This window comes from Agromyces terreus (assembly GCF_009749465.1).
Lineage (GTDB): Bacteria > Actinomycetota > Actinomycetes > Actinomycetales > Microbacteriaceae > Agromyces > Agromyces terreus.
Genome location: NZ_WBIS01000001.1, coordinates 69,039 through 85,582 on the forward strand (window position 1 = coordinate 69,039; position 16,544 = coordinate 85,582).

At 72.9% G+C, this 16,544-nt stretch carries 10 protein-coding genes; 6 read left to right on the plus strand and 4 right to left on the minus strand.

Translation table 11 applies throughout. The features are described 5' to 3' along the window. The first annotated feature begins 52 nt into the window (after positions 1-52). From purN to ddaH, 4 genes are all read left to right on the plus strand, one after another. Positions 53-643, plus strand: a complete 591-nt coding sequence (purN, locus tag GQQ92_RS00295; protein ID WP_156997255.1) for a phosphoribosylglycinamide formyltransferase — start codon at positions 53-55, stop codon at positions 641-643. After that, positions 640-2,250, plus strand: coding sequence for a bifunctional phosphoribosylaminoimidazolecarboxamide formyltransferase/IMP cyclohydrolase (gene purH, locus GQQ92_RS00300; protein WP_156997256.1), 1,611 nt, complete (start codon positions 640-642; stop codon positions 2,248-2,250). The genes purN and purH overlap by 4 nt, the downstream gene beginning before the upstream one ends. Before the next feature lie 201 nt (positions 2,251-2,451). Then, entirely contained in the window at positions 2,452-3,582 is a 1,131-nt protein-coding gene (locus GQQ92_RS00305; RefSeq protein ID WP_156997257.1) for a Glu/Leu/Phe/Val dehydrogenase family protein, read from the plus strand. Between the two features lie 31 nt (positions 3,583-3,613). Continuing rightward, entirely contained in the window at positions 3,614-4,867 is a 1,254-nt protein-coding gene (gene ddaH, locus GQQ92_RS00310) for a dimethylargininase (protein WP_156997258.1), read from the plus strand. Here ddaH and GQQ92_RS00315 read toward each other — a convergent pair. Genes GQQ92_RS00315 through GQQ92_RS00330 form a run of 4 tightly spaced genes read right to left on the minus strand, consistent with a single transcriptional unit; the run spans position 4,839 to position 12,344 of the window. Beyond that, positions 4,839-5,537: an ABC transporter ATP-binding protein gene (locus GQQ92_RS00315; RefSeq protein WP_156997259.1), complete on the minus strand. Its 699-nt coding sequence runs from the start codon at positions 5,535-5,537 to the stop codon at positions 4,839-4,841. The two genes, ddaH and GQQ92_RS00315, sit on opposite strands and share 29 nt — an antisense overlap. Then, complete coding sequence (locus GQQ92_RS00320) at positions 5,534-6,526, minus strand: ABC transporter ATP-binding protein (RefSeq protein WP_156997260.1); 993 nt, start codon at positions 6,524-6,526, stop codon at positions 5,534-5,536. The genes GQQ92_RS00315 and GQQ92_RS00320 overlap by 4 nt, the downstream gene beginning before the upstream one ends. Continuing rightward, complete coding sequence (locus GQQ92_RS00325) at positions 6,523-9,300, minus strand: ABC transporter permease (protein ID WP_156997261.1); 2,778 nt, start codon at positions 9,298-9,300, stop codon at positions 6,523-6,525. Before GQQ92_RS00325 ends, GQQ92_RS00320 begins: the two co-directional genes overlap by 4 nt. Beyond that, on the minus strand, positions 9,297-12,344 hold the full coding sequence (locus tag GQQ92_RS00330) for a hypothetical protein (RefSeq protein ID WP_156997262.1): 3,048 nt from the start codon (positions 12,342-12,344) through the stop codon (positions 9,297-9,299). Before GQQ92_RS00330 ends, GQQ92_RS00325 begins: the two co-directional genes overlap by 4 nt. Before the next feature lie 438 nt (positions 12,345-12,782). On the opposite strand from GQQ92_RS00330, the gene GQQ92_RS00335 reads away from it, so the two are divergent. Beyond that, positions 12,783-14,687 carry an ABC transporter ATP-binding protein gene (locus tag GQQ92_RS00335; RefSeq protein ID WP_156998093.1) on the plus strand — a complete coding sequence of 635 codons (1,905 nt, stop codon included), beginning with the start codon at positions 12,783-12,785 and terminating at the stop codon, positions 14,685-14,687. After that, positions 14,684-16,489 (plus strand): ABC transporter ATP-binding protein, encoded by a 1,806-nt coding sequence (locus tag GQQ92_RS00340; RefSeq protein ID WP_156997263.1) that lies wholly within the window; start codon positions 14,684-14,686, stop codon positions 16,487-16,489. Before GQQ92_RS00335 ends, GQQ92_RS00340 begins: the two co-directional genes overlap by 4 nt. Positions 16,490-16,544: the final 55 nt, after the last annotated feature.

Sequence of the window (16,544 nt, forward strand, 5' to 3'; positions counted from 1 at the left end):
GCCGGCCGGCCCACGGAACGAGGCGTCGCCGCCCACCGGGTAGGCTCGGATGGTGCTGAAGCTCGTCGTGCTCATCTCAGGCACCGGATCCAACCTGCGTTCGCTCCTCGAGGCATCCGAGGACGCCCAATTCCCGGCCAGGGTCGTCGCCATCGGCGCCGATCGCGACGCCGACGGCCTGAGCCTCGGCGAGGAGTTCGGCATCCCGACCTTCACGGTGCCGTTCACCGCGTACCCCGATCGCGACGCATGGGGCGCCGAGCTCATCGAGCAGGTGCGGCTGTGGGAGCCCGACCTGGTGATCCTGTCGGGGCTCATGCGGCTCGTGCCGCCCGCGGTCGTCGACGCGTTCTCGCCCGCGCTCATCAACACCCACCCCGCCTACCTGCCCGAGTTCCCGGGCGCGCACGGCGTGCGCGACGCGCTCGCGGCGGGCGTCGACCAGACCGGCGCGAGCCTGATCGTGGTCGACAACTCGGTCGACGGCGGCCCGATCATCGCCCAGGAGCGCGTGCCCGTGCTGCCCGGCGACACCGAGTCGAGCCTGCACGACCGCATCAAGCCCGTCGAGCGGCGCCTGCTGATCCAGGCCGTGCTCGACATCGCCAATTCGCATCTCGACCTGAAGGAACTCGCCCGATGAGCGGACACACGATCGACCCGAGCCTCTACCGACCGCGCGACGTCGTGCCCGTGCGCCGCGCGCTCATCGCGGTCAGCGACAAGCGCGGCCTCGTCGAGCTCGCGACCGAGCTCGTGGCCGCCGGCGTCGAGCTGGTCTCCACCGGCGGCACCGGCAAGGCGATCGCCGACGCGGGCCTGCCCGTGACGCAGGTCGCCGAGGTCACCGGCTACCCCGAGCACCTCGACGGTCGGGTGCGCACGCTGCACCCCGCCGTGCACTCGGGCCTGCTGGCAGACCTGCGCCTCGAGCACCACGAGACGCAGCTCGCCGAGCTCGACATCAAGCCCTACGAGCTCGTCGTCGTGAACCTCTACCCGTTCGCCGAGACGGTCGCCTCAGGCGCCGGCGAGGCCGAGGTCGTCGAGCAGATCGACATCGGCGGCCCCGCCATGGTGCGCGCGTCGGCGAAGAACCACGCCAACGTCGCCGTCGTCGTCTCGCCCGACCGGTACCCCGAGGTCGCCGCGGCCGTCACGGCGGGCGGCACCACGCTCGCGCAGCGCCAGGTGCTCGCGCGCGAGGCGTTCCGCCACACCGCGTCGTACGACGTCGCGGTCGCGAGCTGGATCGGCTCGGTCGTCGCGCCCGACCAGCCCGCCGAGGAGTCGCCGTTCCCGGCGTGGGTCGGCGGCACCTGGTCGAAGGACGCCGACCTCCGCTACGGCGAGAACTCGCACCAGCAGGCGGCCCTGTTCACCTCGAACGGCGGCCGCCCCGGCATCGCGCAGGCCGTGCAGCTGCACGGCAAGGAGATGTCGTACAACAACTACGTCGACGCCGACGCCGCCGTGCGGTCGGCCTTCGACTTCGACGAGCCCGCGGTCGCGATCATCAAGCACGCGAACCCGTGCGGCATCGCCGTGGCCTCCGCCGGGGCATCCGACCCCATCGCCGACGCCCACCGCCGCGCCCACGAGTGCGACCCCGTGTCGGCGTTCGGCGGTGTGATCGCCGCGAACCGCACCGTCACCCTCGAGATGGCCGAGACCGTCTCGGGCATCTTCACCGAGGTGCTCATCGCGCCCGCGTTCGACGCCGAGGCGCTCGAACTGCTCACGAAGAAGAAGAACATCCGCCTGCTCACGCTGCCCGAGGGCTTCGAGGCCACCACGGTCGAGCTGAAGCAGATCTCGGGCGGCATGCTCCTCCAGCAGGCCGACCAGCACTTCGCGCCCGCCTCCGAGTGGACCCTCGCCGCCGGCGAACCCGCCGACGAGGCCACGCTCGCCGACCTCGAGTTCGCGTGGCGCGCCTGCCGGGCCGTCAAGTCCAACGCGATCCTGCTCGCGTCGGGCGGCGCCTCGGTCGGCGTCGGCATGGGCCAGGTCAACCGCGTCGACTCGTGCAAGCTCGCGGTCGAGCGCGCCGGCGACCGCGCGACCGGTTCGGTCGCGGCATCCGACGCCTTCTTCCCCTTCGCCGACGGGCTGCAGATCCTCCTCGACGGCGGGGTGCGCGCGGTCGTGCAGCCCGGCGGGTCGGTGCGCGACGACGAGGTCGTCGAGGCCGCGAAGGCGGCCGGCGTCACCATGTACTTCACGGGCGAGCGCCACTTCTTCCACTGAGCGGATGCCTCGGTCCTTCGACCGAGCGGATGCCTCGGCCGCGACAGCGGTCGGCCTGCCGTGTCGCGGCGATCCACCGTCGACGGGCGCGCCTTCCGCGCCGCGACGGCGGTGAGGTCGGCGGTATCCTTGGAGGAGCGGCGCTCATGAGGCGCACGCGACTGTTCCGCCCACGAAGCGGATGACGAAGGAGAACGATCGATGACGATCACCCATGCCCCCGGCGAACCCATCCAGGCGGGCGCAGCACCCGCAAGAACCCGCGCGATCCCGGCTGCGGCCGCCGCGCTCCCGCTCGAAGCCCCCGACCACGAACGCGTGCTCGTCAGCCGCGGTCGCCGATCCGGGCTCACGATCATCGTCGCGGTCCACTCCACGCGGCTGGGCCAGGCGCTCGGCGGCGCCCGGCTCTGGCGCTACGCGAGCTGGACCGACGGCCTCGCCGACGCGCTCCGCCTCTCGCAGGCGATGACCATGAAGAACGCGGCGGCGGGCCTCGCGCGCGGCGGCGGCAAGTCCGTCGTCGTGATCCCCGAGGGCGCACCGCTCGACGAGCGCGGCATCCGCGCCGCCATGCTCGACCTCGGCGACGCCGTCGAGTCGCTCGACGGCGCCTACATGACGGCCGAAGACGTCGGCACGAGCGCCGAGCTCATGGCCGTCGTCGCCGAGCGCACCGCCCACGTCTGCGGACTCCCGCCCGAGCAGGGCGGGGTCGGCGAGCCCGCCGATGCCACCGCGGCCGGCGTGCACGCCTCGATCCTCGCGACCGTCGAGCACGTGTTCGGCAGCCGCGACCTCGCGGGCCGGCACCTCGTGATCTCCGGCCTCGGGCAGGTCGGCGGCCGACTCGCCCGCATGCTCGCGGCGGGCGGTGCCCGCCTGAGCGTCACCGACGTCGCCGACGGCAAGCGGGCCCTCGCCGAAGAGCTCGGCGCCGACTGGGTCGATCCGGAAGACGCCCACCTCGTCGAGGCCGACGTCTTCGTGCCCTGCGGTCTGGGTGGCGTCCTCACGCCGGAGGTCGTCTCCGCGCTCCGGGTGCGCGCGGTCGTCGGCGCCGCGAACAACCAGCTCGCGAGCCGCGACGTCGCGGGCCTCCTCACGGAACGCGGCATCGTCTGGGCTCCCGACTTCGTCGTGAACGCGGGCGGCGTCATCTACCTCGACGTCGCGAGCGGCCCCGACGCCGTCGCGGCCGAGCTCGACGCCCGCATCGCGGGCATCGGCGACACCGTCGCATCCGTCCTGCGCGCCGCCGAAGAGCACGGCACCACCACCCTCGCCGCGGCGGAGCGCCTCGCCCGCGCCCGCCTCGAGGCGGCGGTCTGACCGGCCGGCGGGGGCCGCTAGGCTCGTCGGCATGACGTCCCCCGCCGCCACGCCCGTGAGCCCTGCCCGGTTCAAGCCCGCGCCCACCCCCGGACGCCGGGTGCTCGCCGTGTTCGCCTCGTCGGGCGCGGTCGCGGTGCTGGCCGCCGTCATCGCCCTGTTCGCGTTCTTCATCGGCAACGGGCAGACCCCCAACACGTTCGCCCAGCTCACAGGGCACTTCACGCTCGCGGCCTTCATCGCCTTCGTACTGCTGTCGGTCGCGAACGCGGCCGGCGCGACCCGTGCCTGGTTCCTCACCCTGATCACCGGGTTCACCTCGGCATGCCTCGCCGCCCTGATCGCGACGACCGTCACGGCCGCCGCCGTCGGCAACCCGCTCGCCGGGCCGCTGTACATGTTCGTCGTCGGCTCGCTGGTGAGCCTCAACCTCGTCTTCATCCTCGCCGTCATCGCGGGCGAGATGTTCCTCGCGCCCCGCGTGCTGCGGGCGATCCTCGAGTACGCGCCGGCGCGGGCCGAACGCCGCATCGCGCTCGTGCGCATCCCCGCGACGAACCTCGACGAGGGCCTGCTCACCCACCTCGAGCGCCGCCCCGTCGACCACGCGCTCGCCGACGAGCAGTGGGACAACTACTGCGCGGCCCTCGTCGCCGAGGGGTGGGAGACCATCGAGGTCGACGCGGCCCCCGAGCTCGCCGACTCGGTGTTCGTCGAAGACGCCGTGGTCATGTTCGGCGACCTCGCCGTGCTCACCCACCCGGGCGCCCCCTCGCGCCGCCCAGAGGTCGAAGCGGTCGAGCGGGCCGTGCGGTCGATCCCGGGCATCAGCGTCGCCAGCATCCTGGCCCCGGGCACCCTCGACGGGGGCGACGTGCTCAAGGTCGGGTCCACGGTCTACGTCGGCGCGGGCTCGCGCACGAACGCCGAGGGCATCCGCCAGCTGCGCGCCCTGCTCGCGCCCCACGGCTACGAGGTCGTCGCCGTGCCGCTCACGAAGGCGCTGCACCTGAAGAGCGCCGTGACCGCGCTGCCCGACGGCACCGTCATCGGCGACGTCGACCGCATCGACGTGCCGAGCCTGTTCCCGCGGTTCCTGCCCGTGGTCGAGCCCGAGGGCGTCGCAGTGGTCGCACTGAGCGACGAGTCGCTGCTCATGTCGTCGGCAGCCCCGCAGACCGCCGCCATGCTCTCGAACCTCGGGTACCGCGTCGTGACGATCGACATCAGCGAGTTCGAGAAGCTCGAGGGCTGCGTCACCTGCCTCTCGGTGCGGGTGCGCTGACCGACCGCACCCGACCGTCGTGCAGCTCGAGTATGCGGTCCGCCCGCCCCGCGACCGCGGGGTCGTGGGTGGTGACGACCGCGGCCACGCCGCGTTCGTGCACGAGGTCGCCGATGAGGTCCATGACGGTGGCGGCCGTGCTGCTGTCGAGCTGACCAGTCGGTTCGTCGGCGAGCAGCAGTCGCGGACGCGCCGCGATCGCCCGTGCGATGCCGACCCTGCGCTGTTGGCCGCCCGACAGCTCGTACGGTCGCTGCGCGCCGTGGGACCCGAGCCCGACTGCGTCGAGCGCCTCGGTCACGCGAGCATCGCGCTCGGCCGGCGCCATGCGGAGCAGTCGGAGCGGCACCTCGACGTTCTCGGAGGCCGACAGCACCGGGATCAGCCCGAACGACTGGAAGACGTACCCCAGCTGTTCGCGCCGCATCGCCGCGAGCTCGTCGTCGCCGAGCGCGGAGAGGTCGGTCTCGCCGAGCCGCACGCATCCGGACGTCGGGCGGTCCAGTCCGCCGAGCAGGTTCAGCAGCGTCGTCTTCCCGGCGCCCGACGGACCCGTGATCACGAGCAATTCACCCGGACGCACCTCGAGGGAGACCTCGGCGACGGCGTGCACCGCACCGGCATCCGTCTCGAAGTCCCGGCCGACGTTCTCGGCTCTGAGCGTGGTCATCTCGGCTCCTCGTGGGTGGAACGATCTGCGGCGTCGGCAGCGGTATCCGCTTCCGGCTCGCCCCCGCCGCCGGTCGTGCCGGCCTCGCCCGCGGACGTGCCGCCGCCGCCGGGCCAGATGCCGACGTGGTCGGGCTCGAGGGCGAGTCGCACGCGATCGCGCAGGTCGAGCCGCTGCACGAACTCGTGCGGGAGCTGTAGTCGGCCGACCCGGTCGAGCACCGCGAACTCCTCGGCGACGTGCTCCTCGGTGCCGTGCTCGTCGATCCGCGTCGAACGCAGCACCTCGGTCGAGGTACGCCCGTCGCGGATCTGCACCGTGCGTCGCACGTGTTCCGAAACCGTCGGGTCGTGGGTCACGATGAGCGTGGTCACTCCGAGCTCCTCATTCACGCTGCGCATGGCCTCGAGCACGCTCGCAGAGGTCGCCTCGTCGAGCTCGCCGGTCGGTTCGTCGGCGAGCAGCACGAGCGGCGAGTTCGCGAGGGCGACGGCGATAGCGACCCGCTGCTGTTGGCCGCCCGAGAGTTCGGGCGGTCTCCGGTCGCCGAACTCGCCGACCTGCAGGAGACCGAGCAGTTCGTCGATGCGCGCGGCCCTGGCGGCACCGCGGAGGGTGCCCGCGACGTTCATCGCGAGTGCGATGTTCTCGGCGGCCGTGAGGTAGGGGAGCAGGTTGCGCGAGGTCTGCTGCCAGACGAACCCGACCGTGCGGCGGCGGTACTCGACGCGCTCGCGCGATCGCATGGCGAGCAGATCGTGCCCTGCCACGCTCGCGCTGCCGGCGGTGGCGGTGTCCAGGCCCGAGAGGATCGTGAGCAGCGTCGACTTGCCCGAGCCGGATGCGCCGACCACGGCGACCATCTCGCCCGGATCGACGCGCAGGTTCAGCCCCTGGAGCGCCTGCACCTCGACCCCGTCGGCCGTGAAGATGCGCACCAGGTCGTTGCACAGGATGTGCGGATGGGTCGGTTCTGCCACGTTGTTCATCCTTCCTCCTCCTTGCGCAGGGCTCGCGCCACGTCGATGCGCGAGCCGAGCGATGCGGCGAGCGTCGAAGCCATCGCCGTGACGACGACGGATGCCGCGAGCACGGCGGTGATGAGCCACGGATCATAGGCGACGTCCGGTTGCCCGTCGCCGCCCGTGAACGTGCTCAGGTCGATGCCGCCGAGCACCAGGTACGGGATGACCAGGCCCAGGGTCGCGCCGACGAGGAGGGAGACCGCCGTGACCGGCCCGATCTCCCACGCGACGAGAGCGCGTCGCCCGCGACGATCGAGCCCGAGCGTCGCGAGGAGCGGCAGCAGCCGGTCGCGCGCAGGGCGCCCCACCACGAGGGTCAGGACGATCGCGAGAGCGGTGAGCAGGCTGGTGAGCACGATCGCCGCGATGAGGGCCGCGACGAGCCCGCGCACCGTCGTCGTCGAACTCAGCTCGTCGGCGACGCTCTCGGCGGTCTGGACCGTGGTGCCGGGGCCGGCGATCTCGGCGAGCGCGCTCACGATCTCGTCGGTGTCGCCGTCGCCGCCCGCGCCGCTCTCGAAGCGGACCAGCACGGTGCGCGGCACGAGCGTGTCGGTGTACGGCTCGGCATTCGAGCGGTCCATGAGCATCCAGTTCGCTCGGGGCGAGTACGCCGTCGTGCCCTCGACGACGCTCTCGACCGTGTAGGGGTCTCCCTCGATCCGGACCTCGGCCGCGTCCGCGGTGACGGCGTCGACGACCCCGGAGACGAGGACCGGCACCCCGTCGTCGTCCGCTGGCTTGACGAGCGAGTCGGGCAGCGGCGTCGTATCGGCCCTTCCGGCCTGTACGGCCTGCATCTCGGCGACGTCGATCACGATGAGGGTGGTGGTCCGCTGCCGCCCGTCGATCGAGAGCGAGGCGCTGCGAGTCGAGTAGACGGGCGCGATCACCTCGACACCGGGCAGCTCGCGCATCTCGTCGAGTTGCGCGCGGGTCATCGGCCTGCCCGCGACCGAGGCATCCGCCCCCACCCGGTGGGATGCCGCGGCTTCGACGCCCGTCTGGATGGTGCCGAGCAGCACCGACGAGAACACGGCGACCGACACGCCGACGACCACCGCGAGCACGGGCACGAGCCCCGCGGAGGGATCGCGGAGCGCGCGGGCCGAGCCGAGGAATCCGACGAGGCCTGGCTTGGCGGCCAGCGACCCGACGATGCGGGCGAGGGGGATCGGATAGACCCGCAGCACGAAGATGCAGGCCACGAGCGAGAGCAGCAGCGGCACGGCCGCGAGCAGGGGGTCGACGCCGACGGCGGACGACGAGGTGGCGAGACCGCGTCGGAACAGCACGGCGACGGCCGCTGCCGCGAGCAGCACCACGACGAGCTCGCCGAGCAGGCGGAGCCGCCCGTCGCTCGACGTGCCGAGGTCGGCGCGTGCGCGCCGCAGCGGACTGAGCGACGGCGCCGAGACGATGAGCAGCGCCGCGGGGGTGAGTGCGAACAGCACCGCGACGGCGGCGCCCACGGGCCCTCCGTCGAAAGCGAAGGCGAGCGTGCCGCCGACGCCGCCCACGAGCGCGGCGGGGACGCCGATCGCGAGTCCTTCGAGGGCGAGGATGCCGCGCAGCTGACCTGTCGAGGCCCCGCGGGCGGCGACGAGCTCGAGCCCCTCGCGACGGCGTTCGAACACGACTCGTGCGCCGAGCAGCAGCACGGCGATCATCACGCCGATGGGCCCGGATGCGACCGTGGCGAGCACGGCGTCGCCGGCTGCCGCCGCGGCGGCAGCTGCCTCGAGCTCGGCACGCAGCCCGCTCGAGAACGAGAGCCCGCCCACCGTGAAGTACTCGTCCGCCCACTCGCCGGATCCGACGGCGTGCAGCTCGCTCGAGAACCTCCCGACCTGGGATTGCAGCCGGGCGGACATGTCGGCCGTGATGTTCGCGATGTCGACGGGGACCCAGACCTCGAGCGTGAGCGGCATGCTCACCGAGGCGAAGTCCGACCAGGACGCCGGATCGACGAACGCGACCGCGGTGATCTCGGGTGGGGCGAGTCCGTTGTCGACGACCGACGGCTCGAGCGCCGGGACGATGTGGGTCCAGATGCCGTCGTCGGGGTCGAGCGGGGCGACCGTGCCCGCGAGCACGACCGGTTGTGCAGTTCCCTCGACGTCGATGGTGCGCGACTCGCCGACCGACCATTCCATGCGGTCGGCGACGGCGTCGGTGAGGACGATCTCGACCGGCGCCGATGAGGGGACGGGGGCGTCGACCGGCGCCGGCCACTCGCCCGCGGTGAGTTCGACGTGCTCGCGCAGACGCGGGTCGAAGCCCGCCATGATCCGGTACGAGGGCGCACTCGGCCCAGCGCCTTCGACCACGGCCCGCACGGGGGCGACCGTGAGCATCGCGAGCGGCGTGTCCACGACGGAGGCGAGGTCGGCGGGCATGCCGTCGACGATCGCGCCCAGGTACTCGTCGGTCGAACCCCAGGCGGCCGCGACGTCGTCGTCGAGCGTCGTCGGGCCGGTGCCGGGTCCTGTCGTCGGCCGTTCGCGTGCGGTCGCGGTGAGATCGAGCTCGGCGGCCGGAACCGCGGCGAGCTGTTCGTGCACGGCCTGCGTGTGCAGCATCGTGGCGGCTCGGGGCACGGCCGTGGCGAGGAAGGCGCCGACGAGGACGAGCAGCGCCAGCGCGATCGACGCGCCGGGTGCGGTGGTCCACTGCCGGCGGAGGAGGCCCGCCGGGGACAGCCTGGATCGTCGGGGCGAACCGCGCAGCGCGTTCATCGTTCCTCCTCCCTGATGCCGTGGGTGGCGGCCAGCCGCCGTACGGATGCCGCCGCGGCCGCGCCGATCGCGGTCGAGATGCCGAGGAAGGCGACGAGGCCCACGACCCACGGGAGCACGTCGAGGGCGAGGTCCACGGGAAGTGCGCCCGGCGCACCCGCGACGGCGGCCCTCGCGAGATCCCGCACCGTCGCGACGGCGGTGAGCGCGCCGATGACGATGCCGACGAGTGCTGCGGTGACGAGCGACACGGCGAGCTCGGCAAGACGGGCCCGACCTTGCATCCTCGCGGGCATGCCGAGCGCTCGCAGCACCACGACCTCGCCGAATCGCGCTCGTGCGAGGGCGGTCGTGAGCGCGGCGAGCGCGACGGCCGCGAAGAGGAGCGCGGCGGCCGCACCGGCCCAGAGCGCGCTGACGGCCGGGCCGAGGAGCGGGGCCGAGGAGGCATCCGACCGGGTGCTCGCGGTGAGCGCGACCGAAGGGTCCTCTCGGATGCCGTCGGCGACCTCGGCCGGCTCCTGCGTCGCGAGCCAACGCTCGGTGTACGCGGGAACGCCGGAACCGTCGGCGAACGCCGCCGCGGAGATCTCGGCGAGGTCGGCGAGCAGACCCATGCCGCCGGCGCCCGGCACGGCGGGCACGACGTCGGCCACGATCGCGTCGATGTCGGCGCCCCCGGTGAGGATGCGGAAGGCGAGGGCGTCGCCGGGCCCGGCTTCGATGCGACCGGCGAGAGCGGCACCGAGCACGACCGGCACCGGGTCGGATTCCTCCCCGCCGACGGCGACGCGCCCGACCGGGCGGTCGGGAGCGAGCCGCGTCTCGCCGTCGACCTGCAGTGCGGACGCCGCCGGGGATCCGTCGATCGACACGGCGCCGAACTGCACGGTCACCTCGCCGCCCCGCGATTGCGCGAGGGACGCGTCGAATCCGAGTAGGCGCAGGCCCGCGACATCCGGCAGCTCGACCTGCGCGATGCCGACGCCCGCGCCGACCTGGATCGAGCCGGCGGGGAGTCGGCTCGCCTCGCCGCCCGAGCCGAGGACCCAGGCCGAGACGGCCACCTCGCCCGGAGTGCCCTCGGCAGCCGAGAGACGGACTGCGACGTCGATCGTCGACGCCCCCGCCGGGAGGTCGATCGCGCCGACGGGCGGAAGGTCGGCCGTCGCCGCGGCGAGTGCCGGGCCGAGACGGGCGGCGTCGGATGCCGGCAGGGCGATGAGGGTGGCAGGGTCGGAGCCGATCCTCGCCTCGCCGCTGAAGACGGGGAGGCTCGCCTCGACGGGACCGAGGCCCGCGAACGGGTCGTCGAGGGCGAGCGGATCCGCGTCGTGCACGACGGTGCGCGCCGCATAGGCGACGCGCACGTCGCCGCCGACCTCGACGGCGGAGGCCGCCCGGTCGAAGGCCTGCCAACTGCCGGCGAACGTGGCCGCGAGCGTCAGCGCTCCGACGCCGAGCATCGTCATCAGCGACGCCGAGGCGTAGAGGCCGCCGCGCCGCGCGAGCTGTCGCATCGGCAGGGCGGGAACGAGCCCGGGCCGGGCCGCCGCGAGCCGCTCGAGCGCGGCCGCGACCGGACTCACGAGCCCGTTGCCGAGGAGCGCGAGCGCGACGAGCACGAGCATGGGGGCGAGCACGGCGATGGGATCCACCTCGAGCACGCCGGAGGCGTTCACCACGAGGGGCGAGCCGTACAGCCGGAACTGCCAGAGCGACACGGCGGCCGCGACGACGACGAGAAGGACTCCGCCGGCGGCGGCCGCACGTGGAATTCGGCCGACCTCGTCGCCTGAGCCGCGGAGCATCGGCCGGGTCGCATCCCACCACGCGCGACCGCCGAGGAGCGCGACGGCGCCGAGCAGGCACGCCGCCGCCACGCCGCCCGCCACAGGCCACGTGCCCGGCCCGCCGGGTCGGACGGCGGACAGCGCCGTCTCGGCGAACGCGACCCCGAGGATCGCGGCCGGTCCGGCCACGGCGACGGCCTCCCCGGCCGCGGTGCGGGCGATCCGTGGCGCCGAGGCGCCCCTGGCCCGCAGCAGCAGCGTCTCGCCGCGCCGCGCCGCCGTGAGCAGTGCAGCGAGACGGTCGAGCGCGGCGAACCCCGCGACCACGATGAGCAGCACGGACAACGGTGCGATGGCCCGCACGGTCGTGAGCCCGGCGAGCAGGCGATCGAGCGTCGCAATGAGTGCACCGGAAGCGCCGAGCCCGTCGGCGCCGATGCCGTCCTGGGCACGCAGCGCGGGCTCCACGTTCGGCAGGGCGGCCCGGAGATCGGCGACGCGTTCCGGCGTCATCGCGTCGGGTCCGGGCGTCGCGGTCCACCGCACCACGACCGCGGCGGGCAGTCCGGCGAGGTCGGCATCGTCGGCCACGAGGAACGGGCCTGCTCCCTCCTCGAGCACGCCGGCCGAGACGATCGGGGCGGCGAACCACGCCGGATCCGACGGGTCGGTGGGCTCCCACGTGCCGACGACCAGCAGTCGCACGGGTTCGGCGCCTCCGAGGACGATCACATCACCGAGGTCGAGGCCGAGCTCTCGGGCCGCCTCGGCCTGCACCGCGGTCGCCACCGTGCCCGCCGGGGCGCCGGCTCCCGCCCCGGTGCCGGCATCGGCCGTACCGTTCGCATCCTCCGGCCAGGCGCCGTCGACGAGTTCGGCTCGTCCCTCGGCGGAGGGATCGGCGAGCAGCACCGCATCGAACGCCGTCTCGCCGCTGCTCGCGTCGACGGGCGCGGTCTGCACCGAGCGGGACCACACCGCTCCGTTCGGCACGAGCATGCGATCGAGGACGGATGCCGCGGCTTCCGCCTGCGCGTCGGCGTCTGCGGCCATCCGGATCTGCCAGCGGGCGGCACCGTCGGTTCCCGTCGCCGACGCGAGCCCGTCGGCGAGCGCCGCGTGCGACGCGTTCGCGAGCGAATCGACCACCGCCGTGCCGAGGAAGGCGAGCACGAGCACGACCGCGCCGATCGAGGCGAACACCCCGCGGTGCGCGTTCGCGCGCGCCACGGCGGTCGATGTCGCACCCACGCGATCTCCTGGTCTGGTCGTCCGGGCCACTCCGGGCGAGGACGTTTCAGGGCGGACCTCGAGCGGAAGACGAATCCGCACAGCCTACTCGCACGAGTGATCTTGCACGCCAGTGGAAAGTGGGCATAAGCTACAGGGCTGGCCGCGTTTCGCGCGGCCACGTGCAACGAAGACGATGACGACGCAGGAGGACACCATGCAGACACACAGCCGAACCCGCCCGTTCGTGGCCGGTAGCGCTCTGCGTCCGGTGTTCCACGTCTCGGCGGGCATCTCCGGGTAGTTCGCACCCAGCCCCGCAGGCTCCGCGCCTGCACGTTCGGCGGTAGCCCCGCATCCCACGTCCTCAGCGACGTCTTTCAGCGCCTGTCGCGCTGCCCGACCGCATATGCCCGCGGTCGACCGCACCACTCTCGAAAGGGATCCGGCTTGTCCGCCATCTCGCACCACCCCGCTTCCGATCAGCCGCGCCTCGGCACGGTCCGCTCGCTGTGGCGCCTGCGTCTCTACGTCGGCCGGTCCACGCCCGCGTTCGCCTTCAGCGCGCTCGCCGCGCTCATCGGCCAGCTCGTCGCGCTCACCATCCCGCAGGTCCTCGAATCGATGGTCGACGGACCGCTCGCGGGCGGCGACCCCTCGGCCGTCGTGCCGTTCGCGCTGCTCGTGTTCGGCCTCGGCACGGTCGAGGCGCTCATGTACGGGCTGCGGCGGTGGCTCGTCGTCGGCCCGGGCACGCGCGTCGAGGCGCGCATGCGCAACGCGCTCTACGCGAAGCTGCAGGACCTGCCCGTCAGCTTCCACGACCGCTGGCCCAGCGGACAGCTGCTCTCGCGTGCCGTCAGCGACCTCGGCCTGATCCGGCGCTGGCTCTCGTTCGGCCTCGTGCTGACGGTCGTGAACCTCATCACGATCATCGTGGGCGTCGGCATCCTCATCTCGATGAACTGGATGCTCGGCCTCGTGTTCCTCGTGTGCTCGCTGCCGCTGTGGGTCGTGGGGTACCTCTTCGAGGGCCGCTACTCCGAGATGTCGCGTCGCAGCCAGGACCAGGCGGGCGACCTCGCGACCGCCGTCGAGGAGTCGGTGCACGGCATCCGGGTGCTGAAGGCGTTCGGGCGCGGCAAGCACGCGCTCTCGACGTTCCGTGCGCAGGCCGAGTCGCTGCGCTCCACCGAGATCGCGAAGGCGAAGCTCGACGCGAACATCTGGGTCTGGCTGATCCTGGTGCCCGCGGTCGCGCTCTCGATCTGCCTCGGCCTCGGCATCTGGCTCGCGGCGAACGGCGTGATCACCGTGGGCACGCTCGTCGCGTTCTTCGCGACGGCGACCGTGCTGGCGTGGCCGATCGAGTCGATCGGGTTCCTGCTCGCCTTCTCGCTCGACGCCCGCACCGCGACCGACCGCTTCTTCGAGGTGCTCGACAGCGAGAACGAGATCGTCGACCCCGAGGCGCCCCGCGTGCTCGGCGAACCCCACGGGGCGCTGAGCTTCACGGGCGTGCACTTCCGCTACCAGGACTCGCCCGACCGGTTCGACGACCTGCTCGACGGCGTCGACCTCGACATCGCCCCGGGCGAGACCATGGCGCTCGTCGGGCTCACGGGGTGCGGCAAGACCACCCTCACCGCGCTCACCACCAGGCTCTACGACGTGACCGCGGGGTCGGTGACCCTCGACGGCGTCGACGTGCGCGCCTTCAGCCGCGAGGAACTGCGGCGGCACATCGCGATGGCGTTCGAGGATGCCACGCTGTTCAGCGCGTCCGTCCGCGAGAACGTGCTGCTCGGCCGGCCCGAGCTCGACGGCGATGCCGCCGAGGAGGTGCTGCACGAGGCGTTGCGCATCGCGCAGGCGGGCTTCGTTCACGACCTGCCCGACGGCATCGACACGAAGGTCGGAGAAGAGGGCATGAGCCTGTCGGGCGGCCAGCGTCAGCGCCTCGCGCTCGCACGCGCGGTCGCGGCCAAGCCGGCCGTGCTCGTGCTCGACGACCCGCTCTCGGCGCTCGACGTCGCGACCGAGGCCCGGGTCGAGGCCGAACTGCGCAACGTGCTCGCCTCGACCACCGCGCTCATCGTGGCGCACCGTCCGTCGACGGTCATGCTCGCCGATCGCGTCGCGCTGCTCGAGGCGGGACGCATCACCGCCGTGGGCACGCACTCCGAACTGCTCCGCGAGAGCGAGCACTACCGCTTCGTCATCTCGAGCCTCGAGGACGAGGCGGAGGCCCGGCCCGTCCAGGCCGGGGCCGCGGCACGGCCCGCGCCGGCCGACACGGACGGGCCCGGCCCCGACCACCACGAGCTCAGAGCACCCCAGACCACGAGAGGAGCGGCATCATGAGCGTCACCGGCGTCCAGGGCGAAGAACGCCTCGACTACACCAAGGCGGAGTCCCGCGAGATCAGGCGCAGATCGGTGCGCCTGCTCGGCTCGCTCCTGCGCCCCCAGCGGGCGAAGCTCTGGCTCACGGCTGCGGCCATCGTCGTGTCGTCGGCCGCGCAGGCCGCCGGCCCGGCCATCATCGCGTTCGGCATCGACCAGGGCATCCCCGCGCTCGTCGAGCAGAACTGGTATCCGGCGGCGTTCGCCGGGCTCGCCTACCTGCTCACCGGGGTCGTCGGCGCGTTCCTCATCGCGATGTACATCCGGCTCTCGGCACGCATCGGGCAGGCGATCCTGATCGACCTGCGCACGCGCGTGTTCCTGCACACGCAGCGGCTGAGCCTCGAGTTCCACGAGTCCTACACCTCGGGGCGCATCATCTCGCGGCAGACGAGCGACCTCGACGCGATCCGCGAACTCCTCGACGAGGGGCTGACGCTCCTCGTTCGCGGGCTCATGTACATGGTCTTCACGGCCGGTGCGCTCGTGATCATCGATCCGACGTCGGGGCTCGTGCTGCTCGTGGCGCTCGTGCCGCTCGGCATCCTGACCCGGTGGTTCCAGGTGCGCTCGCAGGCCCTGTTCCGGCGCTCGCGCGTGGCATCCGCTCAGCTCATCGTGAAGTTCGTCGAGACGATGACGGGCATGCGCGCCGTGCAGGCGTTCCGCTCCGAGAAGCGGAACGAGGCGGAGTTCGGCGGGCTCGTCGAGGACTACCGCGACGTCAACGCCCGGGTGCTCGGGCTGTTCGCCGTCTACAACCCCGGGCTCGCCTTCATCGGCAACACCGCCGTCGCGGCCACGCTCGTGCTCGGCGGCTTCCGCGTCGTCGACGGGGCGCTGGAGATCGGCGTGCTCCTCGCCGCGGTGCTCTACACGAAGCGGTTCTTCGACCCGATGGAGGACATGGCGATGTTCTACAACGGGTACCAGTCCGCGTCGAGCGCGCTCGAGAAGATCTCGGGCGTGCTCGAGGAGGAGCCGAGCGTGCCCGATCCGGCGCACCCCGTCGACCTGCGCAGGGCCGAGGGGCACGTCGGCTTCGAGGGCGTGCAGTTCGAGTACACGCGCGACCGCGTCATCCTGCCGCGCTTCGACCTCGACCTGCCCGCGGGGCAGACCGTCGCCCTCGTGGGGGCGACGGGCGCCGGCAAGACGACGCTCGCGAAGCTGCTCGCCCGGTTCTACGATCCGAGCGACGGGGTCGTGACGCTCGACGGCGTCGACCTGCGCGAACTGCACCCGAAGGACCTGCGGCGGGCGATCGTCATGGTCACGCAGGAGGCGTACCTCTTCTCGGGCTCCGTCGCCGACAACATCGCGCTCGGAAAACCCGCCGCGACGTTCGACGAGATCGTCGCGGCGGCCAAGGCGGTCGGCGCCCACGAGTTCATCGAGGGGCTGCCGAACGGCTACGACACCGACGTGAACAAGCGCGGCGGGCGCGTGAGCGCGGGGCAGCGCCAGCTCATCTCGTTCGCGCGCGCGTTCCTCGCCGATCCGGCGGTGCTCATCCTCGACGAGGCGACGAGCTCGCTCGACATCCCGAGCGAGCGGCTCGTGCAGGAGGGCCTGCAGACCCTGCTCGCCGACCGCACGGCGGTGATCATCGCGCATCGCCTGTCGACGGTCGCGATCGCCGACCGGGTGCTCGTCATGGAACAGGGCCGCATCATCGAGGACGGCTCGCCGGCCGACCTCATCGGCGGATCCGGCCGGTTCGCGGCGATGCACGCGGCCTGGCGCGACTCGCTGGTCTGAGCTGCGGCCGGGTCGCGGCATCCGTCCATTCGAGCGGATGCCGCGACCCGGCGTG